A 26,724-nucleotide genomic window follows, 5' to 3' on the forward strand; every position below is an offset into this window, starting at 1 on the left:
CTTTTATCCTCTAGAAAAGAAGTGACACTGTGAACTCAACACCACCAAGGCCATCGTTGTAGACCGGTAGAATATACGATGCTTGCGGGATAATCTGGAGGTGTGCATCCGGGTTGCTGCCTAACTTGATCACAGTACCGATTGTCGCTACAGCCCCCGCTTCGAACTGATCAATATCTTCAAGCTGTGAACCATATTTAAATCCATCACTATCCACAACCCAACGATTCGAATACTGGCTATAACCAGCTGACAAACCTGCACCGATATAAGGTGTAAAAATAGACCAACTGCCTAGAGCATATTGGGGCACAATTCGTAACTCGTAGTTGGTTACTTCTTGATAGATACCGTTTGCAGGCGCATCAATAGATTCATTGATATAATTGAACCCTAACCACCATCTCCAGCGGTTGTTGTCTTCATCGATTGGTCGAGTGTGGACAAAACCATATCTCAACGCGTCAACTGTGCCGCTCGTTCCTTCTTTGTATTCGATGCTGTCAATGCTCAGCATATTGATGGAGCCACCATAGCGCTCCCCTTTCGCGTTAGCCACCGTTGACACAGTACATGCCAATGCGAGTAAGCCCAGTCGACTTAACTTGTTCATCCTTTTATCCTCAAAAGGTCTAAAGTCAAAAGATAAATTAAAGATTCAGCAAAATAGCAGGCTAACTAACAAATTCAATAGCGAAAAAAAATCCCCACACAATTATGTTCTTTCTCCTATCGTTAACTTCTTTTTTCCTATCAAAATGGACATTTCAACTATTGGTCAAAATTCAATCATCAGTCTCAATATTTAACTCGAAATGATGAGTAGAAAGGGTAAATCCGAAATTGCAATCATTTACCTGTATAATATGGACAATAAATAACCATACTGTAAATATGAAACACCATCACTATTTACTTTTTTCTCAATTAAACTTTAGTAGTAAACGATAGCGGTCACATTTAATGAACTTTAATTAGCTTTAAGCAATATCTTATCTACAAATTACTTTTCTCCTACGTAAAATCCTCCTCGTGATAATTAAGAATTACTAAATAAGACACAAAACACTTTTTATAATTAACGTCATTTGGGTAGGATTTAATGTACTTTTCAGACTTTGCTCGGCGGCCAGTGGACGAGCTCACTCCTTGCGGAGTAAACCCAAACAATCTCGAAGAGTTTGAGGAAATTAAACGGCAGATTAATAATATCAACAAGGTAACTGGACGAGTTTCATGGAAAAAAGTCCAACAACTATCTAAAGATATTCTTAAGAATAAAAGTAAAGATTTGCGTTGCGGTTGTTACTATGCCGTTGCATCTGCGCATAATGACGGTTTAAGTGGCTTTGTTGACGGGCTAAATTCAATTTTAGATTTATGCGTTGTCTACTGGTCATCATCGTTTCCTGAGGTGTCTAAAACCAGCGCGAGAATGGGCGCATTTGAGTGGTTAATAGAACATGCCGAAAGACGTGTTAAACAATTCAATATTGGTGTTGAAGATCGACCTATCCTTGAAGCGGGCCACAGAGTATGTTTACGAATCGAAGAAGAGCTAAGACTCCACTACGGTCACAAGGCCCCCTCACTAGGTGTTATCCGCCGACTGTTTAGCCAATATATCGATGAGATCAAAGAACTCGAAGATAAGAAAGAAGCGCAAAGAAAAGCTCATGAGAGAAAGGAACCGACCCAAAGCGCCGCTAACACTTCCGTACCAGGTGGTATTACTGTCAATGTCAAGCCACCGATGACCGAGAAAGCCCCCCCAATACCTGAAGAAGAAAAAAGTCGTGCTACCGTTTGGACAATAGCACTCGTTGTTGGCTTATTTATATTTTCACTCAGCGCTTACTATTTGCACAAAGAACAGATGCTAAATAGCTACAAGCAACAGATTGCTTCAAACAATATCCCAACCCTCCTCCAAGTGACAGAAAGTTTGAGACTAGAGAATAAAGATACTCTTAATAAACTTAAAGAGCCCTTAATTAGCACTGTCGATACTATTGTTTATGATTTAGATAAATCACCAGAAAAGATCGGTCAGATATCAAGCTTAATTCAACTTACAGATAACCTCTCAGAGCTATATTCTGACTCCTCATCCGTTCAAGTACTTTCCACAGAGCTACAAAGAGTGAAGAATCAATTAGAAAAAGACTTCACTGATATCAGCTCTCGTTTTTCACGTGCGCGAACTGCAATCGCCAATTTGAAACTAGACTCAGGTGACACGAATACTAAGCTCGCTTACCAGTACAGTAATTCATTATTCCCGCTATTAGGGCGCATTGAGTATGCAGAAAAAACAAACAACACAGAAGAGCTGGATCGCTCACTCATTCTTATAAATGTTTATCTGCATAAGATCGCTCAATTAAAAGCAACCCAAGAAAATCAAACATCAAACCAAGTAGTGGCTGAATAACTATGCTAAAAAATATAATACGTCATCCGATATTCTTATCCACTTTACTTGCGCTAGTATTGGTAGGTGGTTTAACTGCAGTACACTTTTTATTCCCCGAAGTTGTTTCTAAAACAATTTTCTACATTTGTCTTGCAGTCATTGTCTTAGTCTTTTGTTTATATCAAATCACTCTTTTCGTTAAGAAGAGAAAACAAAGCCGTGACCAGCAACTCGAAACTGAAGAAGAAGCTCTAAGCTTAGTATTAAGACCCCTGCTTATCAGCTCAAAGAAAAAGCCTATCTACTTGATGATAGGTAATAAAGCTGCGGGCAAAAAGCAATTCTTATTCAGTTCAAATGCCATTAAATCTATTGATACGTCTCGAACTACAAAAAACGACTTTTTCGAGTGGTATGAATCTGACGAAGCGATTTACCTCAAACCAGATCAACGTTTGGTATTTCAAGAGGTTTCAGCGGCAGACTCATTACTGTGGGATACCATGGTCTCCGAAGTTATTCGCAGCCGCCCACGTAAACCATTTGCGGGATGTTTGTTCTTTACTGACCTTGAGTTTTTAATCATTTCTGAAGAAGAACAAATTGATTACGCGCTTACCGCTCTGATAGAGCGCATCACTTCGATCTGTGACCGTACAAGCACTGCTTTGCCTGTTTATATGGTGGTATCTAAGCTCGATAAGTTGCAAGGCTTTAAAGAGTATGTTCAGCTCAGCCCACTAAAACACAATGTCGAGTACCTTTCTATTCCGCTGAAAGACTCCAAAGGCGTGTTAGTTGACTACTACCGTGACAGCTTTAGCAATTTAGTAAAAGTCATTGAGAAGAATGCTCTGGACTCTACTTCTCAATCTAACGATACCAAGGAAAAACAAGCGATTCTGTCGTTCCCTAAACAACTTGAAATATGTCAGAAAGAAGTTGAATACGTAGTACAAAGGCTAAGTGAAGTTAATCGTGGTGCCTACTTCCTTGATCTGCGCGAGTTGTTCTTCTCCTCATGCCTTCAAGGTGGACGCAAATATAACCTACTCGCAAAAAGTTGTAGCACATACTTCAACCTACCTATTATTGCATCCGAACACACTCAGCTATCTGAAACGCCCTATTTTACGCGCTTCCTGATTGAGTCTCAGATCCTTCCTGAGGCTGATTTTGCTGGCGAGAATAAGACTTACCTTAAGAGAATCCTGCGTCAGAGTCGCTTAGCTATGGTTGCCTCCATCGTATTTCTGGCAGGTGGCGCTTATCTACTCGGTACAACTCTTGATAGTAACCTTCGAGTGATTTACCAACTTCTTAGCATTGAAACGGATGCTCAGTCAGCGAACAGTACTCGCTTACTTGACGAGAAATTGGCCTACGCCATCACTCAAATTCAGCCCGTATATAATGCGTGGGTTGAAGGTAGCGAAGCATTAGATCAAGAGCTTGTTTCTCTTAATGTCAGCCGTTTAGAGCCAGCGACTAAAATGGCTTACCAAACCCTTCTGAATTCAATTCAGCAAGAGCTGGTACCTGTCATTGAACAAACTTATCGTGTCCAGCTGACTAAGTATCAAGATAAGCCAATTCAAGCACTTCCAATACTTAAGGGCTATCTGATGCTCAGAGAAAAGAGTAAACGCGATTTACCCTTTATGACCGCACAGACACAGTCAACTCTAAACAAGGTGATTGGTGACTCTGAACAGGTCAGTACAGCAATGAAGTACTTGAATGCCTATTTCAGAACAGATTTTGAGCCCGTCAATATTAATATGGACATCGTCCGTGCAACTCGCCGTAACCTATTAGCTGAATCCAATGTCGATTTGGTTTACGCTCAATTAATTAACCAAGCGAGCACTATTGACTTAGGCACTTTGAATCTTGAACGAGCTGTAGGCTTCGACTTCAACAATGTATTTAATGACCAAATAGATCAAGATCTTCTTGATATTAGCAAAGTTTACACCGCCACTGGCTTTAGCACTTTCTATCGCCCTCGTATCGATCTGATGTCAAAAGACGTGATCACAAATAACTGGGTATTGGGCCTGTCTAAAAATGTCACCCCAACGAAAGAAGAACACGAAGCATTTAAAGACCAAATTCGTAAAAAGTACACCGACGACTACATCAATTACTGGCGTAATGCGTTGAGTGAACTTAAGGTCAAGGAATATCATTCAATTGGAGAGCTAACGAACGCTATCGATCTAGTTTCAGGTCCATCTTCACCACTGACGACTGTATTGAAGCAAGTTTACTCAAATACGCACTTCTCTCCGGTTGGCGAAAAAGAGCTATTAGCTAATAAAGTGCCTAAAGCGGCAACTGAAGCAATTGATAAACTTACTGACTCTGCTGAAGAATTTGTACAACCTGACTACCTGCTAATGCAACGTGTCGAGCAAGCATTCTTCCAGTTGAATCAACTACAGATCAATGAAACGCCTAACTCTCCTACTCCATGGGATGAAATTGTCACTGCGCTGAGCAACCTGCGTACTTACATGAAAGACATTGCGGACTCTCCAGATCCACAAATGGCCTCTTTGCTAGCTGCACGCTCACGAATGAAAAGTTCAGAAGCTGATCCGATTGTTCGATTGAAGCAAATTGCCCAAAAATCGCCAGAGCCAGTACGCAGTTGGTTACTCGGAATGGTTCAGCAAAGCTGGGCAGTGATGATTGCCGAGTCAGCAAAAGGCGTTCAGACTCAATGGTATAGCGAGGTTTACACCAAATATCGTGAATTAGCATTGAACAAATATCCGTTTGATTTGAATGCTGAAGAGGAAATTGCACTTGAAGACTTTGAGCTGCTGTTCTCGACAGGTGGTATTATTGATACCTTCATTCAAAAAAACCTGGCGTCTTTCTACGATACTAACCTGTGGACAGCAAAACGGGTTGAAGGCGAAACTATGCCACTGACACCTGAACTTCTGGTGCAACTCAAAAACTACAATGTGATTCGTGATACCTTGATCAATAAAAGTACTAACCGTGTCTACATACCATTTAGTACTAAGATTCTCGACTTAGACTCCAGCGCTATTCGAGCAACGGTTAAAGTCGCAGATTCTCAGATGAGCTACTACCACGGACCAAGTCGTATTAGGGAACTGGAGTGGCCGCCTAAGAGTGGTGACTTCAACGTGAGTATTACCATTCAAGATGTAACTGATGAGGGCAAACAATACGTACTGAGCAAGAGTGGCCAGTGGGCGATTTACAGACTACTAGGCCAATCCACACTAACAAATCAACATGATGGTAGTTTTGTTAGTGATATCACTGTTTCAGGTCGCGACCTGAAGCTAAGAGTGAAGCCACTTTCGCAAAGGAACCCATTTACCTTGGCAGAGTTGTATAACTTCTCTCTACCAGAAACCATCAACCTATAAAAAAAGTAAACATATAAAAACAACGTAAGGCAGGATATATGATGTCAACTACTAACCTTCAGGGATTAGACAAACTCGATCGGAAAATTCTCTCTAACCTTTTGTCTAATGGCCGAGAGTCAATCGCGAACTTATCGCGAAATATTGGCTTGTCACGTACAGCAGTGGCTGAACGTATCAGTCGACTGGAGAAAACCGGTGTAATTAAAGGCTATACCGCACAGATCAGAGTTGAGCAAGAAGGCAGATCTGCAGCCAGTTACTTGCTAATCTCCTGTGAGAAAGGTAAGAAGAATAATGTCACGGAAGCTCTTAAAGAGCTTCCTGAAGTGAGGCTGACGAGTATTGTCGGTGGCACTTACGATATTATTGCTCTCATTGAGGCGCCAGATCTTCAGTCGATACATACCCTGTGTAATGAAATCGAGTCGTTTAACGGCATTCAGTCACTAAACAACACCGTGGTATTGCATCAACCTATCCGACGCTAATCTTTATAAAAGCTTGAGTAGGACACATTAAAACAAAACCCGCGAATATCGCGGGTTTTTATTGTTTTCGACCGTAACGGCTTACTTATAACTGACCAATTTGCTTAATTGAAGCATCTTTTTGCTCTGGCTGACCCAACCAAACTGTTTGCCCCAATAGATTACCTTCACCCCGCCCTAGCTCGTTTTTAGGAATCGTATCCAGTTTCACCTTCATAATCAGATCCCAAGCTAACGGATCTCTTAATATAAATTGCATTAAGCCAATAAGAGTTTTGTAGTTTCCTCTACCGGGTAAAAATGTTTGATAGGTTGAAAAGTCAATGTCTTCAATACGTAGATGGAATTTACCCACCAGGTCAGGAAGTGTTTTGCCCAGGTGCAAATCATGCCCTAAGACACAATTCATATGGTTCAATTTGTTGCGTTGCGACTGATGAATTGCCACACGTCGATATATCCACTCATCGACAGTCACATTCTGCAAGCTAAAGTAATGAGCCACAATACCGGATATCAGCTTTGGTGAGCGAGTCCGGGTCGATAACTGACTGACGTATGAGAGCAGTTTGGCTCTATCCAGTTCACTGACTTCTGCCTCCTGCATTACGGAGGATAACCCTAACAGGTGCAACATCCTCCCTGAGAATGGGTCCTTAGCATCACTCAGGTACTGGATATGATAGCGATACTTCTTCCAAACACGGTACACCAATGAAATATGGCGATTATGGAAAAAGTCAAAAAACTGTTTAACTGGATTATCTTCATCATCACGTCCTGCCAACTTCTCCGTATAAGAAGAAGGCAAAGGAGAACTCGAGCCGTGAAGCCCGAGAAAAGTCACTTCTACGCGTGAGTAGGGATTGCCCTCCACTTCATAGTGCGAAACATAGTCAATGTCGCTTTTCGGGAAAGCTAAGCTCGGCGAAACACTAAAGCGAATATGCTCCTGCGCAATGTACTTATTTTGCCCGATCCCTTGATAGGTAAAGTCTGTTTGAAATTGGTAATACTTTTCTAGCAACGAAACTGCTTGAAAAAAACCAAACTCATGAGTTTCTTGTTCAATTTGATTAATCATAGAACCGTTTGCTGCCCAGCTAAGCTTGGCCAATGATAGTTTTCACCCGTTTTTTCGTCGAAGACTTCCAGCTCTGTAAACGAGTTTAAACTGGAATACAAACGAATGAACTCATTCAATACACTGACCAACAAGAACATATCACCTTCATTAACAAAGTAAGTAGAGTCGACTGTCAGAGTGAACTGAGTTCCTCGAATCGCCGTGCCTCGAAATACCCTGTCTGCTGGCTTCATTTCCGTTTTTTTGATTCCATCTAGGCGATGTATTGATGCACGATGGGCTTGACGGTCCACTCGGGAATGGAAGTCATACGTTGATAGAAGCACCTTAAGTACATCAATATTTGCTAATGAAAGGTAGTTTAGCGACATATTGGCAATCAATTGCCATTGCAACTCTCCGTTCACCTGTGGGCTCACCGATTGAGTTGGTTTGGTAATGTTTGTAAAGCTCGCATATGTCGGTGAATTGTGCGACGTATAAGTCACATCGCCGACAGACAAACGCTCTGCCAAATCGCCATTACTGCACGTCAACTTCATTAATACCGTTTCTGAGCCTAAATCTGCAATATCACTGTTATGGGTATGGAAAGAGATATAGCGCTCCAGACCACGACCACTGACTCGCTCAGAGACTTTCGTCTTATAGAATTCTCTTTTGTCACGTTGATTGATCTGATGCTCAAACGATTCAAACTCGATAAGCTTCTTACGACTGCGTTCGTTTTTACTCCATGTCTCTACATTCTCAATCGAGTACACTTCATAATGCTCTTGGTTACTGCTTTGTGGTCGAACTTTATATTCACTTCGACGGTGTTCCAAACGGATAGGATCACCATCTTTATGGAATAGATTGACAGACGGCGTACAGTGCAAGCGTAAATGTTTATTCTTTAACACCACTTCAGAAGGTAACGCTCTCTTAAACACAAACGAGACTTTGACCGTTGAACGCTGAGGAATACCACTCAACCATTCTAAACCGGTCACATCAAAGAACATGAACTTCTCTGGTAAAGAAAAATATTCTTGAAGCAAACGATACCCAGCAAACGAGTTAGCGCCATAAGGAAGAATCGCTTCATCATCGCCAAAACCCACAGGCTTTATATTGCTTGCAGGCAATTTATGCTTGTAACCGCCTCCTACATCAAGCTCAATGTAATCGAGATAGCGAAACAACCATAAATATAAAGTACGCGTTATATGCACCTCACCATGCAAATAGAATCGCAGCGAGTCCATCTTCAATCTAGATAACTCTTGCCCATATTCTGCCGCAATGGTCACATCAACATTAGAACTGGTACGGCTATTAGATTGCTCGACATTAGTAATACTGACCGGATATAGAGCAACATCGTAACAGGTACGAAATAGACATTGCGTCCCTTCAACCTGCTCACTGGCCATTTCAACACCTCGCTTCACGACTGTTTTTTCCGTCACTCCCCCAACATGCGGGGAGAGTTCAGAAATACACATCGACGGTACCGAACGCATATAATGAGGCCAAAGCAACGTCATTAAAGACTGAGTTAACTCCGGCAGTTCATCATCAATTTTTTCTCGAATACGTCCGGTTAGAAAGGCAAAACCTTCCAGCAAACGTTCGACATCTGGGTCGTAAACGCCTTCTCCCAGAAAGTTCGTTAACTTAGGGTGATATTTTGCAAACTCACTCCCTGCTTCACGGAGATAAGAAAGTTCATCCTGAAAATATTTACTGCTGCTCACGAAGATTTCTCCTGAGTTTACACGTTAAACTTACCGTCAACGCCCATGAACACATTGATAGACATTGGTACCTGACCACCGTTGTGGGAAACCTCACCAGTGATGCCGAAACTCAGCTGTAAGGGATTATGAAAGTCTTGCCTGTACGTCACTTCGACGTTGCCTAGTCGAGGCTCAAACTTATGAATAGTGGTGCGAATGTTCTGCTGAATATGACGCACAAGGTTTGACTGACTGGCTAGAACATCATTGAAGTCTGGAAGACCATAATCATTGTCTATCATTGCATTCCCGGCATGCGTATTAAGCAGATCCGCGAGATGAATGTGAATCGATTCTATAAGATGTTTATGAGATACAACTTTTTCGTAGCAGTTTTTGGGTTCACCCAATTCTATGCGTTCGAGTAAGCGATAACCTTTTTCCATACTGAATCCCAAAAAGAGCGGCCAGCAAAGCTGGCCGCTCGAAACTTAAATAAACACTCTGATTACTGATCTAGTTTACCAACTAGAGACAGATCGAAGCTTGCACCCATGTACTTGAAGTGCGGACGAACAGACATTGATACTTTGTACCAGCCTGGATCGCCTTCAACGTCAGAGACTTCAACCTTCGCAGCGCGAAGTGGGCGACGACCACGTACTTCTGCTGGCGGGTTTTCCTGGTCAGAAACGTACTGACGAATCCATTTGTTTAGTTCGATCTCTAGATCAGAACGCTCTTTCCAAGAGCCAATTTGCTCACGTTGTAGCACTTTGATGTAGTGAGCAAGACGGTTGATGATGAACATATACGGCAGCTGTGTACCCAGCTTGTAGTTCATTTCCGCGTTTTTGCCTTCTGGCGTATTCGCATAAACCTTAGGCTTCTGGATAGAGTTTGCTGAGAAGAACGCAGCATTATCTGAACCTTTACGCATCGTCAAAGCGATAAAGCCTTCTTCTGCTAGTTCGAACTCACGACGGTCAGAAACTAGGATCTCTGTTGGGATCTTGGTTTCGATCTGGCCCATTGACTCATAGTTGTATACAGGCAAGTCAAATACCGCGCCACCACTTTGAGGACCAATGATGTTTGGACACCAGCGGTACTTAGCAAAAGATTCACTGATCTTAGATGCCATTGCGTACGCAGAGTTACCCCATAAGAAGTGGTTATGGTCGTCAGTCACTAGCTCATCGTAATCAAACGCTTTAATTGGGTTGTCTGCAACCGAGTAAGGGTTACGTAGCATAAAGCGAGAAGTACATAGGCCTAGGTAGCGTGAATCTTCATGTTCACGTAGACCACGCCATTTCGTGTATTGTGGCCCTTCGAATACAGACTTAAGATCTTTCATGTTTGGTAGCTCTTCATAGCTATCCAGACCAAAGAACTTAGAAGAGGCAGACGTAATAAATGGTGCATGTGACATTGCACCAACATTTGCCATGTATTCCATAAGCTTGATATCTGGGCTAGAAGAAGTCAGCTGGTAATCACAGATAACTGCACCCACTGGCTTACCACCAAATTGACCATATTCACGCGTATAGATCTGCTTATAGAGGCCAGATTTCACTACTTCAGGCGCATCCTCAAAGTCATCCAGCATTTCGTCTTTCTTCGCTGAAATCAATTCAATAAGGATGTTTTCACGGAAATCAGTGTGATCAACCAAGTACTTAAGACCACGCCACGTAGACTCGATAGCTTGCACTTCTTCGTTGTGAAGAATGGCATCTACCTGCTTAGACAACTTCTGATCAATCTCGCTGATCATAAGATCAACCAAGGATTGGTCAACTTTCTCAGCAGAGTTATTGCTTAAAAGTTCACCGATGAACGCTTCAACACCACGCTTGGCTACGTCAAAACCTTCATCACTTGGCTTTAGTCGTGTTTCATTAAGAATGCTGTCCAGAAGAGAACCAGACTCGGCTAACGCCGCTTCTTGTTCTGGAGCTTGTGCTTCTGCTGTCATAATACCCTCTTATTCAGCCTTTTCAGCATCTTGGCTCTCACCAAGGCTGAGTTCTTCTAGTAGTTTCTTACGAGCTTCTTCGTCCTGAAGAACGGCAGCGATCTTCTTACGGAAAGCAGGAACGTTACCTAGTGGGCCTTTCAACGCAACCAGTGCTTCACGAAGCTCTAGTAGGCTGTTTAGTTCTGGAACACTTTTAGCAATCGCCTCAGGGGAGAAGTCCTTCATGTTCGTAAACGTTAGATCAACGCCAAGCTGTGCACCTTCTTCATCAGTAAGACGGTTTTCAACGTTAACTTTTAGATTTGGCGCGTAGCCTTCCAAAACCTCGTCAAAGTTGTCTTTGTCAATGTTGATTGGCGTACGTTCTTCGATTGGTGTCTCATCAGAGCGTGCTGTAAAGTCACCAACAACCATCATATTCAGCGGCAGTTCAACGTCTTCTTGCGCATCACCAGTTGCTGGAACATAACGGATATTAATTCGCTCTTTAGGAGCTACCGAGCCATCGCGTGACATAATTAGTTCCTTATCTAATTGTGTAGTTAGTTATAGATTGACTCCCACTCCTCAAACTTTGCAGGCAACAGCTCCTTGCTTGGATACAGCTGCTTCAGAATTTTTTGAGTTAATTCATCTAATTGCAAAGAAAGGTGTGGTTCCCAGCTGCTCAGGCGCATTTCGTCCCTGATAGACCATAACTTTTCAAGATAAGGTAAACAGAGCGCGTAAAGTCCAACAGCTTGGTAAGCTTTCACGATTTGTAAATGCAGCATGAACTGCCCTCGCCCAGAACTATCTAGTTCTAAGTTTTGTGCAACTTCAGCTACGCGTTCTCCCAAGTTTTCGAGAGTAACATCGTCCATTGACACCAAATCGCCTTCTTGCACGACCACACTAGGTAACATTTGTTGACCTGCACTGGACGTTGATGAGCTTGCTTTATTAAGCCACTCAACCGTTGCTTCGTTGGCAAATGGAATCGAATTTTTGAATGACAGAGCCTCAATGCCCGGTAAAGATTGGGCGAAAGCTTTAACCTCTTCAGATACTGCTTGCGCCGCCTCTTCAAGACTCAAATTTTTGAGCATCTGATAAACATAGTAATGACCAGTAAGCCAGAAAGGCGCATCGGTCAAAGTACGCTCTAGTCGTTTAATAGTATCAATATCACTTTCTTGCTTTGCTTTGTCTCGATATTCGGATTGTTTGTCCTGAGACACAGCAAGAATTAAAGGCGTTTCATTGTTCTGATGGTCTGGCAACTCTTCGATGTCTGACCAAGTCAAATGTCTGTGAATACGGTAAGAGAGCGGCAGTTCAGGCTCGGAGCCCAAAATCATTTCCGCTACCTTTTTCAGCGTTCGTTTAGAAGCTGTAGGTGAAGAAAAGTCGGTGTCGACATCCACTTCTCTTTGCGGTCGACTTACAGGTTTCACAGTACTTGGTTTAGCAACTACAGGCTTAGCTTGCGTTGGCTCTGGTAAAGGTTGACTTTCAGGTTTAGGTTGTGAAACTTCAATTGGAGCCTGTTCAGCCTCTGGCTCAGAAGATACCGCATGTGCCTCGTCAACTCCTGCGGATTGAAGTAGACGATTTAGCTCACTACGCAATTCAAAGAAATCCGCCTCAGAATCTTGGAATACTTCATCAAAATGGCGTTGAATCTCTTCCACTGCATCATTACAACGTGATAGCGCATCCCATGAAAGTTGCTCGTTCGGTAGCTTAGGCAGAGCAAGCTTAAGCTGATGATTAAGCCACTCTACAGCACCGTCTCGGCCGCGCTTTCTGCGCGGGTATAAATCAGAGCCAAAGCGAACCAACGACTCGGCCAGCAATGAAAGGCCTTGCTCTAACCCCTGTAAGCCCTCACTTTCAACAAGAGAACGCGTCAGGTAACACATCGCTTTAAAATCTTTGCTGTGCTTAGTGATGACTTCGGTTGCATGATTTTGAACTACAGCCCAATCGACCGTTTCGCCAAACAAAGAGCCGAATTTTTTGACTTCAGCTTCCATCATTTCGAAGCTGAACTCATAACGCGCGTCTTCACCCGCAGGCGAAGCGTCATTGATTGGTTCAAGGAGCGTATTAATTTCTTCAGACATCACTTAGCTCCTTGCATCCGGCTGGTAGTCATGAATCGCACGTTTTACAGCCAATGCACCACGGGCTGGCTTAGACTTTTTATGACTTTTTCGAATCGCATCGCTTGCCATACTGTTCAGCAACTCAGTCACTTCGCTGAATTTTTTCGGCGCATTCACTTCTAAATCGTTGAGAGAAGCATTGAGCTTCGCATTTTCAAATATGGCCTGTTCCGTCACTGTGCTGAAAAGAATGTACTCACTACGAGCAACTTTTAAAGCTCGGATCTTCGCGTTTAAATCTGGAGTGCTTCCGTAATACTGCTTTGCCGCTTCTGCTTGTTCGATTGCGCGAGTGTAATAATGCTGCTCTGCATTTGCATCAATCGTTGCATAAACTTTATTCAATACGTTATTAGGCAAAACTTGACTGTAATAATACGACTCAGCTTGGTGATTCGCCCATGCAGTTTTCATGTAGTCATCTACCGCTTTGGCACGACCATTTAAAATCAAGTTCACTAACTCAGAATCTGGTTTACCTAAGTAATTTGTCACTTTCTGAGCTTCAATGGTCAGCTTGTTAAGATTTGACATCACCTGATTAAAAGAGCGTTCGGATTTAGCAAACAACACGCCATCGTTATTTAGATTCTCATGGAGTGATACGAGCTGAGTACGGATGTCCCTCAATGCAACTGGAATATGACTCGCCACTTCCCTGCGCTCATTCAAAGATTCTTCATTATTCTGATAGACATTAAGTAATTTGGTTTGTTGGACTCGATATGCATCGCGGTAAGGTGCCATCATAACCACATCATTCGACATATCATCCAGTGCGTACTCAATCTCCCACGGAGGCTGAGCAAGAAATGAGGCGGTTTGAGCTGGCTTAATTTTATTGACTAACACCGACGGATCAGTAAAACCTGGCTTTGCTGAAGGCTTCCATTCTGGCTGCAAATAATCATAAAAGTAGGTACCAGTAACCAATACAACGGATGCCACTAACGCTGCTTCCAAATACTTAAACCGACCCAATGCAAATTTATCCGCCACACTGTGCTGCGTTAAGACAAGATCAGCGTTTCGTAAATTCGAAAAGATTGGAGCACTGTTATCGGATTTGAGTGCCTGTGTATCGATACGAGCAAGTGCCTGCGCAAAAGAGATCGCGGTATAGCCATGCTCTCTAGGTTTGTTGATGACATTTTTAAGCAGTGACCAGACATGTTTTGGAATCAATTGGCAGCGCTTGTTTTGACCTAATAACTGACGCCAAACATCACCATAAGATGATCCCAAGAAGAGATGACCTGTCAACAAGGCTAAAGAGTAGACATCGTCCTGAGGCTTAGCAATACCGCTTTCGACGTACATTGGTGAAGCATAATTCATGCTTACTTCTGCTGGCCCTTGCGATTCATCTGTATAACGAGCCGCGCCAAAATCGATTAGCTTAACGCTATCATCTTCGCCAACAAGTACATTCGCAGGTTTAATATCTAAATGGCAGACACCTCGGGTATGCATATACTCTAGCGCACCAGCGAGCTGATAAACGAGCCAAGCAATATGATCGTGTCTAAAGCCTTTCTTTGAGTGTCTTTCTATTTTCTCAGCAAGAGACTCACCATGTATCCATTCATACATGATGTAAGGGCGATCAAACTCATTGCCGATCTTAATAAAGTCAGCAACGCTAGGGTGTTGAGAGATTTCAAGCTTGCTTGCTTCACCAACCAGTAGCGAGTGTTCGTGACTAGATGTCCCTTCATTGGCAACTTTACAACAGACCTGCTTATCAGGCTCACCTTGCTTCGCGAGGTGGTACAATGTCGTATTACCATTTTTTGAAGGAAAAGACTCCAGTACATCGAATTGAGAGAATAAAACATATTCCAACTTAGGCTTATTTCTTTGTGCTTCCTGCTGCTCTAACTGTTTTTTTCTCTCAATCGCTTTATGAACTAATTGATTGATATAGCTGTCGCTTGATCCATTTTGATCAGACACGTTTTACTCTTTAGCCAACTAATAATAATAACTAGGGGGGCATATTAATTATTTTGAATATTGTTTTTCAACTGTGTAAAAATAAAAAGCCCACTATATCTATCAATTTAGTCAGAATGACGGTAGAACCGATAAAACATGTTTCTCTTTGACAGCTTAAATATAAATCTATTATTAGCTGGGAGCCATATCATGGCACAGCTTAGCATCGGTTACTTATAGTCACACAAAGACATTCTTAATAAGCCACGATCGCCATTTAGCCCATACATGAACAAAGATGCAGAGTCAGATGATTTGTGCACTTGAGTGAAACTACCAAGCAAAGCCATCGCTGATGATTGACCTAGCGTCCCCCATAAATCATTGATAAGAAAAGGCTGTTGCGGGTTAGTGAATTTCTCTGCTCGTGCTCCTAAAGCGAAACCATAATCTTCCGTATTATTCCTAGAGTTATTCATATCTGAATAAACACGGCCTAAATGTTCAAACGCTTCACCAGCCTTGCGAACTAAACGCATCATGCCTCTGCGATCTGACGTGTTCCACTCAGCAATAAAGTATTCTAATGAAGCAATAGGTTTCAATTTGAGGGTCTCAATAATGTTTTTTTTAGTGAAAATGACACCTGCTCCCCCTTCACTGGGAATTAGCCCCCAAGGATTTTGACTTCCCATGACTTTGGACTCTGCAATGAGCGAATCCAAATCACAAAATAGAGAATCAACAGCAATACAAATTACCGCATCTTGTTGGTTGAGCACGCTTAATGAGTCATGAATAAATCGGGGACCACCTACATGGGAGATATCGATCTTTGATAGCCACTTAGCATGCTCACTTTCTTCTATCCAACTAAGTAAACGGTTATTTTCTATCGACTCTGGGACAGAAATTATGACAGGAACAGGTTTAAGAGTTTTCGGTAACTTACTTAACATAGAAGAAAGCAGTGTATCGATCATATCGACAGCCCTGTCTTGCTTCTCCTCTCCTTTAATAAAGTCAGCTTTGGCGTAAGTATACTTATCGATTCCGTTTTCATCAGCTTGCTGATTAAAGCGAGCTAAATCCGCTTTAGCTACTGCCAATGAAATATCTAAATTCATCCCCATTGGGGTCAGTACATCAACATCCAAAACATATCGACCATAAACATTACTCATACTTTCTCTCCTACTTTGAGTACCTTGGAGGAAACGAGCAAATGCTCTTTAGCCTGACATGGGAAAGACGCGCTGTAACTGATCGTCAGGCGTTTTGCTTCTGTATCGATAAATACGGTATACATCGCCATTGGGATCCTAAATTTTTCTTCACCAAAATCAGCCACTGCAACATACTTTTCTGATGGAATACGGAAAGAAAAAACGTCATCATGAGAAAACCCACTCATCATCAGACGCTCTCCTCCTTCTAAAAAACCATTACATTGCTGATCTGCAGGCGCTGACTGGTAAAACCTGCGATTAAAATCTTCCGGTAACAGAGGGCGTCGAGACTCTTGCCACTTATCATCAAAAGTACCTGCGTATTGCATTCTCTCGGAAAAAAAAGGCGGAACAGGCCCAAGACCAGCCACACGTAAGTTTTTCGTATTTGGCCCCCAATCCTCATTAGGAAAAAACACCGATGGAACCGCTCTTTCCAACAGCTCCGAGCTACTTTTAGCCACGCCTGAACCAAGACGATTTCGCTCATCACCACCCAAAGCTCTTGAATAGTCAATTTCCGCCTCGACATAAGCTTTAGGGAGAGAAACCGTCACACTACCACCATGCTCAACCCACTGTCTCTCACCGTGTACTGCAATCGTTTTGTCGATATGACTATCAATGAGTATTCGACACTCATGATAGGTCACTGGGCGTTTTGCATAGGCTCTGGCTTTTCCGTAAACCAGCACATCCGTATTCTGCTTTGAGACTGGAAACTCGTGATCAATTTTCATGGCCGATAAACCCGGTTCACCTAAATACACAGGATCATCATGAATCTCTTCGGCAAGGACTTCTTGCCAAACTTTTTCGTTTAAATTCCATTGACGTTTCGCCGTCAGCACCCAGACTTCATGCCCATTTTCGTCACGCTGAAAACGACCTTTTGTTTGCAAATCTGTCGTTTGCTCAATATCCCAAAGTTGCATTCTGGTTCCTTAGGTTAAATCGTTCAATCGCTGCTGGTTGATTGGAAATCTTACTGAAAAGCCAGTTTTGCTGTGCTACTGGCATTGTCCAACTCCACGGTATATAGATGCGCCCATGGATACAGAGATGTCGCCATATCCAATCTCGGTATTTCGCTGGTATTTTGATATTCTTCATCGCAAGAACAGTCGATTCATAAGTCAAGGTTTCGCCTAGGCGCATCGGCTTATTAACACGATGACCATCAAGCTTGCACCAATCCTCCAGTCGAACCACCGCTTCTCCCCATTCGTATTCAACGCCTAAATCATGAGGGTTTAGCGGAAAGCGATCGCCATACACAATATAAAGCGCAAATAGCCATTCCTCACCCTGTTCTTCATCAAGCGCCATCACATGCTCTACAGCTGAAGAAATCCATTCTGGGCGGCCGGTCAATACCATCTGAACTGGAGCCATGTCAGTTGTTGGATCAAACTGGTTAAACTCCACTAGTTCAAGTAACTTCGCGTAGGTTGCAACATTTTCACTGGGTAACCCTTGCTCTTGAACACCAAAACGCTTTCTAAACCATGTGCCTCGGTCATGTTTACACAGCAATAATTCAAATAAGTATTTTTCATCATTGTGGATTTCATTGATCCATTCAATGCTGTCTTCAACGTCAAACTTAGCAAGCACTGGATGTACCTCTTGCTCTTTAAGCGACTCATGCTTAATCCAATGTTTTGCAAGACCAATACTTAGTGTCTGACGTAGCCTCATCAGCTCAAAACATAGCTGTCTCATCGAGACCTTACCTTCAACAAGCTGAGCTAAAGTGATATCCAAATAGGCGTTTTTTGAGTGCAACATGAGTAATGTTGCGTCATGAGCATCAAGGGATTCAGCAATCTTAAAGGCTGCGAGCAAGTGGTTACGATCCGCTTCAAACTCTGGCTCAAGCATCAACCACACAAAAAGTTCTGGGGAAGTCTCTTTTAACTCATAAACCAACCCAGGGTGCAATTTATAGAATGCCAAGTAGACTTGCTTCACTTCATACATTTGGCGCTCTACCAAACGTAAATAATCCTGACTGTTTGATGGGTAACCTTTACGGTGCAACCTTACCCACTGCTTGAAAAGGAAAAAGAGTGACTCTGTGGCTAGACCCGATTTCTCATGACAAAACTCAAGCCATACTGGCTTCAAAGCACTTAACTGAGCAATATGAGAGTCTAGCTTCTCCATTGCTTTGGCAAGATCTTGATCATTTAACGCTGAGTTAAGCTGCTCTTTGGTAATTCTCTGTCTCATACTCTATCTGCGTAAATTGCTTAGTTGATAGCAACCGTTCCGCCCTGAATTTTCTGGGCTTTTTCAGCCTGTGAGGTTACATATTTAGCTTGAGTCGTAATTCGATCGTCTCTGCCACTGTAACGAGTTTGAGTATCACCGCTCTTCACAATGAGCTCTTGTGACGTTTCTATCGTCATCTTCTCTGCTCGAATTATCACTTCATCGCCATCATTCAGCATGGAGAAGAAAATATCCGTCACCACAGGCAGGCTAACATCCTGATTAATAAACTCAATACGACAATTTAGTTTATTATCCATGGCTAGTTTAAGCTCTGACTTTCTAAAGCCACGACCCAACCTGGCAGAAAGGGGTTGACCGAATGGATTACCTTCGAAGTCGACTCTCACACTGTCCTGAGTTTCGTTAAAGTCGACTATGGTGCCAAAACGGGAAAAGCAAGCCGATTGCTCGGCTTGCTGTGTTTCTAACTCTAATTGTTCTAGGTGCTTTTGCTGTTTCATTAGTTAATCGCTACGTTGCCACCCTTAATCACCACTTTGTCGCTTCCTTCAACCGTAATGGATGAACCGGAAAGCTTAATGCTGCCGTCGCTGTTCATCACCAAAGACGACCCACCAGTTTTCAAAACAATTTTGTCACCGCTGATCACCTGTGTCGCGGCATCGGCTTTGTATGACGTATTACCTTTCACCGAAACCGTCAGGTTTCCGCCTATAGTCAGGTTATCATCAGCACCTATGTCAGCTGAGCGAGAAGCACCGACCGCCAAGTTGCTGTTTTCCCCCACGTCTAAGTCATCATTTTTGCCAATCTTAGTCGAGCGGTTATCACCAATATCCAGTGTGGAGTTATTTTTAACCGTTTGAGTTTCGTTGGCGTTATATGTCACCGTAACGTCCTGCTCAACGGTTTCAGTAAATGTACTGTTTACTTGAGTCGTTTTGTGTCCGTCGATGGTTTCTTGGTGGTCACCGAAGACTTCATTAGTTTGATGACGGCCTACTTTCAGGAACTCGTCCTGACCAATCTCACGGTAACGGTTGTTCAGCACCTTAGTCGACATGTCTTTTTGAGCATGGAAGTAAATTTCTTCCTGATTCGCTTCATCCTCAAAGCTCATCTCATTGTAGCCAGTGCCCTTGTGCGTTTGAGTACGGAAAGTTGTACGCGTTTTGTTCTCAGGCAATGAGTACGGAGGATAATGCAAACCATTGTATACCGCACCAGTTACTAGCGGACGGTCAGGATCGCCTTCAAGGAAAGTAACGACCACCTCGTGCCCAATACGCGGTAGATACACCGCTCCCCATGTTGGCGCAGCCATAGACTGACTGACACGAATCCAACAACTCGCATGCTCATCATTGTTACCGTATCGATCCCAGTGGAACTGTACTTTAATTCGACCCAATTTATCTGTATAGATTTCTTCACCCGCCGGACCGACCACAACCGCTGTCTGTGGGCCATCCACCATAGGTGCAGGCAATTTCGGCGCTTTGAATATTACGTCTCGAGGAATACAAATAAATTGATTCTGATAAGTCGTAGGAGCACCGCTGTTTTCATCTTCATGCACTTGCGGATCATGACCACTATGGATGACAGACAGCATAGTATAATCGCGGTTGATCGCACTACGTGGGTGCTCGCTAATATTAAAGCTGTAGCCAGGCACGACCCTCATGATATTCGACTCGGCTTCGATCTGCTGATTTTCTACCTGATGATCAGCAATCCATTCTGAAGCGCGGACTTGCCCCATCGCTGGGTCAACATAACGGCCAGGATAGTCAAACTGCTTAAGATCCTGATCTAAAGGACCGTCACTGGACATTTCCTGAGGGATCTTTGGCTGCTCATAATTATAGTCTGTGTAAGTTGTACTTCCCGTCCTTACACGATTTATCGCTGCTAGCTCAAAAATATGTTCACGATCTGCTACACCACCTGCGTCTGAATGATAGACCAGTGGCCCGACATAAGAAGCATTGATCGGCGTATTGAGCAATTCCGGAATAGCATCATTACTGTCGACGATAACCATGGTGTGATTACTTTCGGCGTGCTCGAAGTAGTACCACATACCATGTTCAGCAAGCATACGCTGGACAAAGTTGCTGTCACTTTCACGATACTGCAGTACATATTCTTTTGGCGGATAAACACCTGATAACTCAAGGCGGTAATCCGTGACTGAAGCATCATCAAGCACTTGAGAAATGATATCTGGAGCAGCTAAATTCTGGAAAATTCGACAGTCTTGACGCTGCGTCATGAACCACATTTGTGGAACAAGAATAATTTGATAGCGAGAGAATCGACGCCCTGAACCAAGGAATCGTACTTCATTTACGACACCGTGGAACAAACGAGCAGAACCCACACCCTGACCAAATAATGTCAAAAGCGCAGGTTTACGGATAAGTTCATCAAAAGTAATATCAGCATCAAGTGAAAGTAATGAGAGGCTGACTTGAAATGGTTTCGACAGTTCTTCAGTTACTTGAAAACTTTCAACACGAAATTCATGACCACTACCCTGAACTTCAAATTTAAATTCTACGTCACTCGTACCTTCGTTATTTGGCATACCTTTCACCTGATACAAATAATAATATCAGGGCCAACCTAAGTTGGCCCTTAGCGTTCTGTAAGACGATCTTACGCTTCGCGTGGAGCACGCCAGTCGTCGTTACCGCCTTTACCCATAACTTCGTGAGTTACTTCGATAGCACGGTAAGTGAAGCTCAATACTTCTTCAGTTACACGGTCAGAAGTAGCAGCATCTTGACAGTGAGCCATACGAGTTTGCATATCTACTAGAAGAGCATCGATTAGTTTGATTGTGTAGTAATGCTCTTGCTTACCTTGTACTGAAGTACGGTAGAACTTGATGTTACACTCAGGCAGTTTTTCACCAGAAACTAGTGCGTTGAATAGAAGTGGTGAACAGCAGTCTTGTGCTTTAGTAACGACTACAGGCTTGTGAACACGTTGACCTGTTGGCTGACCACTTTGTGGATCACGTGGAATAGTTAGTACGTGATCAAGTTCTTGAACTAGGAACTCATCAACGTGAGCTTCTTGCCATGAGTTACCAACTGAGTCAGCTGAGTAAGCGTCTTTTGTGATATCGCCTTGAGTTTCGCCTGTGATAGACATATATGCAGGAGTTGGCATCTTGTATTCCTTCTAAAAAATTCTATTTATTTAAATTCACCAAATCGCTTATTACCGCGACCCGAATAGCTTAATACAAACTCCGTGCCAACTTTGCAAACCATAAAAATCAACAACTTATGAAGTTAATATTATTATTAGCGTGATCTATCAATTCAATAAATTGTAAAATTTAACAACTTCTTGTGATTTAAAAACAATTTATTGTTGCTCAGATAACTTGGTAAAACAACGGCTGGCAATAGAGTAAAAAAAGCGTTATTAACGGCCATTTAAGACAGAATAACTAAAATAACAATCATTGTGACGGCCGCATGTAAAAAATAGGGTTTTAAACTATTCAATATCGCTTAACAAACAACCATGAAACACCTGTTAAAATAGCGGAGAAAAAAAAATGACTTTTATTATTTAGTACAATTCGAGCCAACTTTAAACAAACCATAAGCTCGATAAAGACAATGATAAATATTAATCTATCTTCATTAATTCAACGTCTGCACCCTATCGCAAAAGTCGCGCTAGAAGACGCCGCAGCTTTAGCTGTATCGGAAAAGGCCAACGAAGTACAAATTGAGCACTTCCTGCTAAGTTTGCTTGAAAGACCGAATAGTGATTTCGATGTTCTGCTTGCACACTTCGACTGTTCGGAAAACATTTTACGTCAATCGATTCGCTCTACTTTAGATACAAGCCCAACAGGTAACGGCGGAAAACCTGTCTTTTCGGCTTTATTGATCGAATGGTTACAAGAAAGCTGGCTAGTTTCTTCATTAGATCTATCTCAAACGCAGATCCGTTCTGGTGCATTACTACTTACCTTAGTCAGTAACCCTCTACGTTACGGACAGCATGGATATTCTGCTCTTCTTGAAACAGTAAACCCAGACAGCCTAAAGCGTAACTTTGGCGAGCTGACCAGCCAGTCCCTTGAGGCTCAGGTTGCAACATCTGAGAACACTCAAGCTCGTGAGGAAGGTTCGGCACTGAGCAAGTTTACAACCGACTTTACCGGGAAAGCGCGTAAAGGCGAGATAGACCCTGTTTTCTGCCGCGACCAAGAAATTCGCCAAATCGTCGATATTCTTGCTCGTCGTCGTAAAAATAACCCAATCGCTGTGGGTGAACCGGGTGTGGGTAAAACGGCAGTGGTTGAAGGGCTGGCACTGAAAATTGTTCAAGGCGAAGTGCCTGATAACCTGAAAGGTGTCGAGCTTTATGGCTTAGATATGGGTCTACTTCAGGCTGGTGCAAGCGTCAAAGGTGAATTTGAGAAGCGCCTAAATGCCGTTTTAGATGAAGTGAAAAATTCACCAACACCAATCATCTTATTTATTGATGAAGCACATACGCTTGTCGGCGGTGGTAACCAAGCCGGCGGTAGTGATGCTGCAAACCTGCTTAAGCCAGCGCTTGCCCGTGGTGAAGTAAAAACAATCGCAGCAACAACTTGGTCTGAGTATAAGAAATACTTCGAGAAAGACCCAGCGCTTGCTCGACGTTTCCAACTGGTTAAACTCGATGAGCCATCACCTGAGCAAGCGGCTCTGATTATCCGTGGTCTGCGCCCTGCTTACGAGAAGTCTCACAACGTTTACGTTCGTGATGATGCCATCACAGCCGCAGCTGCGCTTTCTGCTCGTTACATTTCAGGTCGCCAACTGCCAGACAAAGCCATTGACGTTCTGGATACTGCTTGTGCACGCGTCAACATCAGCTTAAATGCCGTCCCTGCTTCTGTCGAAACTTTGCAGCAAGAGCTTGCTGCTCAAACTCGCGAACTTGAGGCTCTTGAGCGTGACCAACTTCAGCAAACAGGCGACAAACACAGCCTAGCTTCTATTCCAGATCTAAAAACCAAGATGGAAGAAACCCAAGCTGAACTTGAAATCCAAGAAGCTCAATGGAAAAACGAGAAAGAGCAAATTGAAGAAATGATCGCTTTGCGAACTCGTCTTCATGAGCTTGTATCTGGCGAAGAAATTGAAGTTGCTGATGCTGAAGAAGAAGGCGAAGAAACGCAAACCTCTCCTTATGCAGAAATGGATGAAGAAGCGGTACGTATTGCCATTGCAGCTTGCCAAGAGCAACTGGATGCCATTCGTGGCGGTAACCCACTGGTGCACTTTGAAGTTGGCCCAGATGAAGTCAGCCACGTGATCTCTGACTGGACTGGCATCCCTATGGGTAAAATGCTTCAAGATGAAGCAGAAACAACTCTGAAACTGAAAGATAGCCTCACTAGCAATATCAAAGGCCAAGAATACGCTATCGATGCTTTGGCTGAAGGAATCCAAACGGCAAAAGCCGGCTTAGGTAATCCAGATGCACCAACAGGCGTGTTTTTACTTGTCGGCCCAAGTGGTGTAGGTAAAACAGAAACTGCACGTGCTATCGCGGATCAGCTATTTGGTGGTGAGCGCTTTATGACCACCATCAACATGTCAGAGTTCCAAGAGAAACACACTGTTTCACGCCTGATTGGTTCACCTCCAGGTTATGTTGGCTATGGTGAAGGTGGAATGCTTACAGAAGCGGTACGTCAACGTCCATACTCTGTTGTTCTATTGGACGAAGTAGAGAAAGCGGACCCAGAGGTACTTAACCTGTTCTATCAAGTCTTTGATAAAGGCACACTGAACGATGGTGAAGGCCGCTCAATCGACTTTAAGAACACCTTAATCATCATGACAAGTAACCTAGCAACTCATGAAATTGAGTCACTGGTACAGCAGTCTAAAGATATTGATGCTGGTGTAATTGCAGAAGCCATTCGCCCAACCCTAAACCAACACTTCAAGCCAGCTCTACTTGCTCGCATGTCAGTATTGCCGTTTGTACCTCTATCAGACGAAGCAATGACAGACATCATCCACCATAAGTTGGGTAAAGTGTCAGAGCGTCTGCAGAATCATCACAAGCTGTCATTGAACTATGACGATACCCTAGTCGAATTCGTACTCGGTAACTGTCGCTTAGCAGAAACCGGTGCACGTAATATTGATGCGGTAATTAATCGCCAATTACTTCCTCAACTGTCGACCCAACTACTAGTGCACGATAAGGACGAGTCGCATAGTCAGATCACTGTCTCTGTCGATGAGCAAGGAACGCTATCTTATGCGTTCAGCTAATCAGAACGATCTGAGTAATGCACTGTTAGCGATCAGCCAGTCTCTGGCTGATCGTACCCAGCTTGCACAAACTTTGGATGCGGTGCTCACTGCAGCGCGTCAGATGACGTTTTCCAAACACGGCATCATCTACGTTCTTGATCAGACGGGTCAGGCTCTGATCCCAAGCATTGTTCATCACAACGAACAAGCGCTCACTTCACACCCTTGGCAAGCTCTCTCGTTCGATCAAACTAGCCAAACCGATCCGTTTAACTACGCGATACAGAATGGCGAAGTCGTTCTGATTAACGAGCTTTATCAGTACAATGGTTATGATTGTGAAGCCATCTATGAGACAGAGCTTACGCTTGGCATCAAAAGTGCCAACCTACTTGCATGGCCACTCGTTGATGACAGCGGTAAAACCATTGGTTTATTAGCTCTATTCGACTTGAGCGTAATAGATAATGAATCGGCGCTAACGGCATTTTGCAATATGGCAGCAAACAGTATTCGACAAGCCGTTTGGCTTGAAGAATACGGCTATATGATCAAAAGCCTAAGTGCCGATAATGCCGCTTTAGTCCGTGAGAACCAACACCTCAAAAAGCGCAAACAAAGCCACTACACTGGGCCGATTGCAGAAAGCGAGCAAATGCTGGAAGTTCTTCGTCGTTTAGAGAAAGTACTGACGCTTCCAGTCGATGTTTTACTTCGAGGTGAGACAGGAGCAGGTAAAGAGGTCATCGCGAAATACATCCACGAGAACTCCAACCGTGCCGATCAACCCCTTATTGTGCAAAACTGTGCGGCGATTCCTGAGCAATTGCTTGAGTCTGAACTTTTTGGTCACAAAAAAGGTTCATTTACCGGTGCAGATAAAGACAAGGTCGGCTTGTTTGAAGCTGCTCATGGCGGAACTCTTTTCCTTGATGAAATTGGTGATATGCCATTATTGCTTCAAGCTAAGCTATTGCGTGTTTTGCAGGAACGCAAAGTACGTCCTGTTGGGGCCAGCCAAGAAGTCGAGGTGGATGTTCGTGTTGTCGCGGCTACGCATTGTCATTTGATGGATAAAATCAAAAATGGCGAGTTCCGTGCCGACTTGTTCTATCGCCTCAATGTCTTCCCTATCACCCTTCCTCCTTTGAGAGAGCGTGAAGCCGATATTTTGCCGCTAGCCGAACATTTCGTAAAGCAGAGCGCTTCTAACTTAGGCCTTGCTCAAGCGCCAGGGTTTAGCGCTAAGGTGCAAAAGCAGCTTCAGGAATACTCATACCCCGGAAACGTTCGCGAACTAAAAAACATCGTTGAGCGTGCATTGCTCCTGTCGGATTTTGAAACGATCAGTCAGATAGAGCTAGGTGAAGCTGAGGCCTTAGTGGATGAGCCTCAAATAGCAGAGCCCATTGAGGTAGAGATCGAGCCATCGCTTATCGTTGAAGATGAACCCGAAGAGGAATCTACAGAAGTTATTGATTACTCGAAAGGTCTTAAGGAAGCAGTAGGCGAATACGAGAAGAACGTCATTCTCGACTGCCTGAATGCCTCTAACTGGCAAATCAAACGTGTGGCGGAGCAGCTATCACTGCCTGTCAGCACATTGAGCCACAAAATGAAGAAGTACGATATTTCCACAACGAGCTAAATTGTGCAGGTGTTGATGTCTAGTCCCTATGTTAAACACATTTCAGGACAGAACATGGAAAGCAAAAAGCCATTCATTACTGAAATGGCTTTTTTTAG

General features: G+C 43.3%; 19 protein-coding genes. 5 read left to right on the plus strand and 14 right to left on the minus strand.

The window, feature by feature from the left end; genetic code table 11:
• Nucleotides 1-10 precede the first annotated feature (10 nt).
• Nucleotides 11-613 (minus strand): hypothetical protein, encoded by a 603-nt coding sequence (locus tag CTT30_RS19835; protein WP_239835230.1) that lies wholly within the window; start codon nucleotides 611-613, stop codon nucleotides 11-13.
• 489 nt (nucleotides 614-1,102) lie between these two features.
• On the opposite strand from CTT30_RS19835, the gene CTT30_RS19840 reads away from it, so the two are divergent.
• Genes CTT30_RS19840 through CTT30_RS19850 form a run of 3 tightly spaced genes read left to right on the plus strand, consistent with a single transcriptional unit; the run spans nucleotide 1,103 to nucleotide 6,323 of the window.
• Nucleotides 1,103-2,434 (plus strand): type VI secretion system ImpA family N-terminal domain-containing protein, encoded by a 1,332-nt coding sequence (locus tag CTT30_RS19840; RefSeq protein WP_239874566.1) that lies wholly within the window; start codon nucleotides 1,103-1,105, stop codon nucleotides 2,432-2,434.
• Nucleotides 2,435-2,436: 2 nt separating this feature from the next.
• A complete protein-coding gene (tssM, locus tag CTT30_RS19845) occupies nucleotides 2,437-5,832 on the plus strand; it encodes a type VI secretion system membrane subunit TssM (RefSeq protein ID WP_252036752.1) in 3,396 nt (1,131 codons plus the stop codon).
• 38 nt (nucleotides 5,833-5,870) lie between these two features.
• A complete protein-coding gene (locus CTT30_RS19850; protein WP_239835233.1) occupies nucleotides 5,871-6,323 on the plus strand; it encodes an Lrp/AsnC family transcriptional regulator in 453 nt (150 codons plus the stop codon).
• Between the two features lie 85 nt (nucleotides 6,324-6,408).
• On the opposite strand, the gene tssG is transcribed toward CTT30_RS19850, so the two are convergent.
• From tssG to CTT30_RS19915, 13 genes are all read right to left on the minus strand, one after another.
• Entirely contained in the window at nucleotides 6,409-7,407 is a 999-nt protein-coding gene (gene tssG, locus CTT30_RS19855) for a type VI secretion system baseplate subunit TssG (protein ID WP_239835234.1), read from the minus strand.
• Nucleotides 7,404-9,152 carry a type VI secretion system baseplate subunit TssF gene (tssF, locus tag CTT30_RS19860; protein ID WP_239863952.1) on the minus strand — a complete coding sequence of 583 codons (1,749 nt, stop codon included), beginning with the start codon at nucleotides 9,150-9,152 and terminating at the stop codon, nucleotides 7,404-7,406. Before tssF ends, tssG begins: the two co-directional genes overlap by 4 nt.
• Before the next feature lie 17 nt (nucleotides 9,153-9,169).
• Nucleotides 9,170-9,580, minus strand: coding sequence for a type VI secretion system baseplate subunit TssE (tssE, locus tag CTT30_RS19865; protein ID WP_099608287.1), 411 nt, complete (start codon nucleotides 9,578-9,580; stop codon nucleotides 9,170-9,172).
• Between the two features lie 62 nt (nucleotides 9,581-9,642).
• Entirely contained in the window at nucleotides 9,643-11,118 is a 1,476-nt protein-coding gene (gene tssC, locus CTT30_RS19870) for a type VI secretion system contractile sheath large subunit (protein WP_239835237.1), read from the minus strand.
• A gap of 9 nt (nucleotides 11,119-11,127) precedes the next feature.
• A complete protein-coding gene (gene tssB / locus CTT30_RS19875) occupies nucleotides 11,128-11,637 on the minus strand; it encodes a type VI secretion system contractile sheath small subunit (RefSeq protein WP_239835238.1) in 510 nt (169 codons plus the stop codon).
• A gap of 26 nt (nucleotides 11,638-11,663) precedes the next feature.
• On the minus strand, nucleotides 11,664-13,229 hold the full coding sequence (gene tssA / locus CTT30_RS19880; RefSeq protein ID WP_252036753.1) for a type VI secretion system protein TssA: 1,566 nt from the start codon (nucleotides 13,227-13,229) through the stop codon (nucleotides 11,664-11,666).
• 3 nt (nucleotides 13,230-13,232) lie between these two features.
• A complete protein-coding gene (locus tag CTT30_RS19885) occupies nucleotides 13,233-15,227 on the minus strand; it encodes a serine/threonine protein kinase (protein WP_252036754.1) in 1,995 nt (664 codons plus the stop codon).
• Nucleotides 15,228-15,439: 212 nt separating this feature from the next.
• Nucleotides 15,440-16,393: a hypothetical protein gene (locus CTT30_RS19890; protein ID WP_252036755.1), complete on the minus strand. Its 954-nt coding sequence runs from the start codon at nucleotides 16,391-16,393 to the stop codon at nucleotides 15,440-15,442.
• Nucleotides 16,390-17,373: a DUF2169 family type VI secretion system accessory protein gene (locus CTT30_RS19895; RefSeq protein WP_252036756.1), complete on the minus strand. Its 984-nt coding sequence runs from the start codon at nucleotides 17,371-17,373 to the stop codon at nucleotides 16,390-16,392. The genes CTT30_RS19890 and CTT30_RS19895 overlap by 4 nt, the downstream gene beginning before the upstream one ends.
• On the minus strand, nucleotides 17,354-18,673 hold the full coding sequence (locus CTT30_RS19900; protein ID WP_252036757.1) for a hypothetical protein: 1,320 nt from the start codon (nucleotides 18,671-18,673) through the stop codon (nucleotides 17,354-17,356). Before CTT30_RS19900 ends, CTT30_RS19895 begins: the two co-directional genes overlap by 20 nt.
• A gap of 20 nt (nucleotides 18,674-18,693) precedes the next feature.
• Nucleotides 18,694-19,179, minus strand: a complete 486-nt coding sequence (locus CTT30_RS19905; RefSeq protein ID WP_239835244.1) for a hypothetical protein — start codon at nucleotides 19,177-19,179, stop codon at nucleotides 18,694-18,696.
• Entirely contained in the window at nucleotides 19,179-21,272 is a 2,094-nt protein-coding gene (locus tag CTT30_RS19910) for a type VI secretion system Vgr family protein (RefSeq protein WP_252036758.1), read from the minus strand. The genes CTT30_RS19905 and CTT30_RS19910 overlap by 1 nt, the downstream gene beginning before the upstream one ends.
• Nucleotides 21,273-21,343: 71 nt before the next feature.
• Nucleotides 21,344-21,862 (minus strand): Hcp family type VI secretion system effector, encoded by a 519-nt coding sequence (locus CTT30_RS19915; protein ID WP_239863942.1) that lies wholly within the window; start codon nucleotides 21,860-21,862, stop codon nucleotides 21,344-21,346.
• Between the two features lie 461 nt (nucleotides 21,863-22,323).
• Between CTT30_RS19915 and tssH the strand changes: the two genes are divergently transcribed.
• Together tssH and CTT30_RS19925 are read left to right on the plus strand one after the other, a co-directional pair.
• Nucleotides 22,324-24,996 (plus strand): type VI secretion system ATPase TssH, encoded by a 2,673-nt coding sequence (gene tssH / locus CTT30_RS19920; RefSeq protein ID WP_239863941.1) that lies wholly within the window; start codon nucleotides 22,324-22,326, stop codon nucleotides 24,994-24,996.
• Complete coding sequence (locus CTT30_RS19925) at nucleotides 24,983-26,626, plus strand: sigma-54-dependent Fis family transcriptional regulator (RefSeq protein WP_239874557.1); 1,644 nt, start codon at nucleotides 24,983-24,985, stop codon at nucleotides 26,624-26,626. Before tssH ends, CTT30_RS19925 begins: the two co-directional genes overlap by 14 nt.
• Nucleotides 26,627-26,724: the final 98 nt, after the last annotated feature.

Source organism: Vibrio coralliilyticus, from assembly GCF_024449095.1.
Lineage (GTDB): Bacteria > Pseudomonadota > Gammaproteobacteria > Enterobacterales > Vibrionaceae > Vibrio > Vibrio coralliilyticus_A.

Excerpts from the sequence above, each read along its gene's own strand:
- CTT30_RS19835 (WP_239835230.1), bottom strand. The coding sequence starts at position 613 with ATGAACAAGTTAAGTCGACTGGGCTTACTCGCATTGGCATGTACTGTG.
- CTT30_RS19840 (WP_239874566.1), top strand. The coding sequence starts at position 1,103 with ATGTACTTTTCAGACTTTGCTCGGCGGCCAGTGGACGAGCTCACTCCT.
- tssM (WP_252036752.1), top strand. The coding sequence starts at position 2,437 with ATGCTAAAAAATATAATACGTCATCCGATATTCTTATCCACTTTACTT.
- CTT30_RS19850 (WP_239835233.1), top strand. The coding sequence starts at position 5,871 with ATGATGTCAACTACTAACCTTCAGGGATTAGACAAACTCGATCGGAAA.
- tssG (WP_239835234.1), bottom strand. The coding sequence starts at position 7,407 with ATGATTAATCAAATTGAACAAGAAACTCATGAGTTTGGTTTTTTTCAA.
- tssE (WP_099608287.1), bottom strand. The coding sequence starts at position 9,580 with ATGGAAAAAGGTTATCGCTTACTCGAACGCATAGAATTGGGTGAACCC.
- tssC (WP_239835237.1), bottom strand. The coding sequence starts at position 11,118 with ATGACAGCAGAAGCACAAGCTCCAGAACAAGAAGCGGCGTTAGCCGAG.
- tssB (WP_239835238.1), bottom strand. The coding sequence starts at position 11,637 with ATGTCACGCGATGGCTCGGTAGCTCCTAAAGAGCGAATTAATATCCGT.
- tssA (WP_252036753.1), bottom strand. The coding sequence starts at position 13,229 with ATGTCTGAAGAAATTAATACGCTCCTTGAACCAATCAATGACGCTTCG.
- CTT30_RS19890 (WP_252036755.1), bottom strand. The coding sequence starts at position 16,393 with ATGAGTAATGTTTATGGTCGATATGTTTTGGATGTTGATGTACTGACC.
- CTT30_RS19895 (WP_252036756.1), bottom strand. The coding sequence starts at position 17,373 with ATGCAACTTTGGGATATTGAGCAAACGACAGATTTGCAAACAAAAGGT.
- CTT30_RS19900 (WP_252036757.1), bottom strand. The coding sequence starts at position 18,673 with ATGAGACAGAGAATTACCAAAGAGCAGCTTAACTCAGCGTTAAATGAT.
- CTT30_RS19905 (WP_239835244.1), bottom strand. The coding sequence starts at position 19,179 with ATGAAACAGCAAAAGCACCTAGAACAATTAGAGTTAGAAACACAGCAA.
- CTT30_RS19910 (WP_252036758.1), bottom strand. The coding sequence starts at position 21,272 with ATGCCAAATAACGAAGGTACGAGTGACGTAGAATTTAAATTTGAAGTT.
- CTT30_RS19915 (WP_239863942.1), bottom strand. The coding sequence starts at position 21,862 with ATGCCAACTCCTGCATATATGTCTATCACAGGCGAAACTCAAGGCGAT.
- tssH (WP_239863941.1), top strand. The coding sequence starts at position 22,324 with ATGATAAATATTAATCTATCTTCATTAATTCAACGTCTGCACCCTATC.
- CTT30_RS19925 (WP_239874557.1), top strand. The coding sequence starts at position 24,983 with ATGCGTTCAGCTAATCAGAACGATCTGAGTAATGCACTGTTAGCGATC.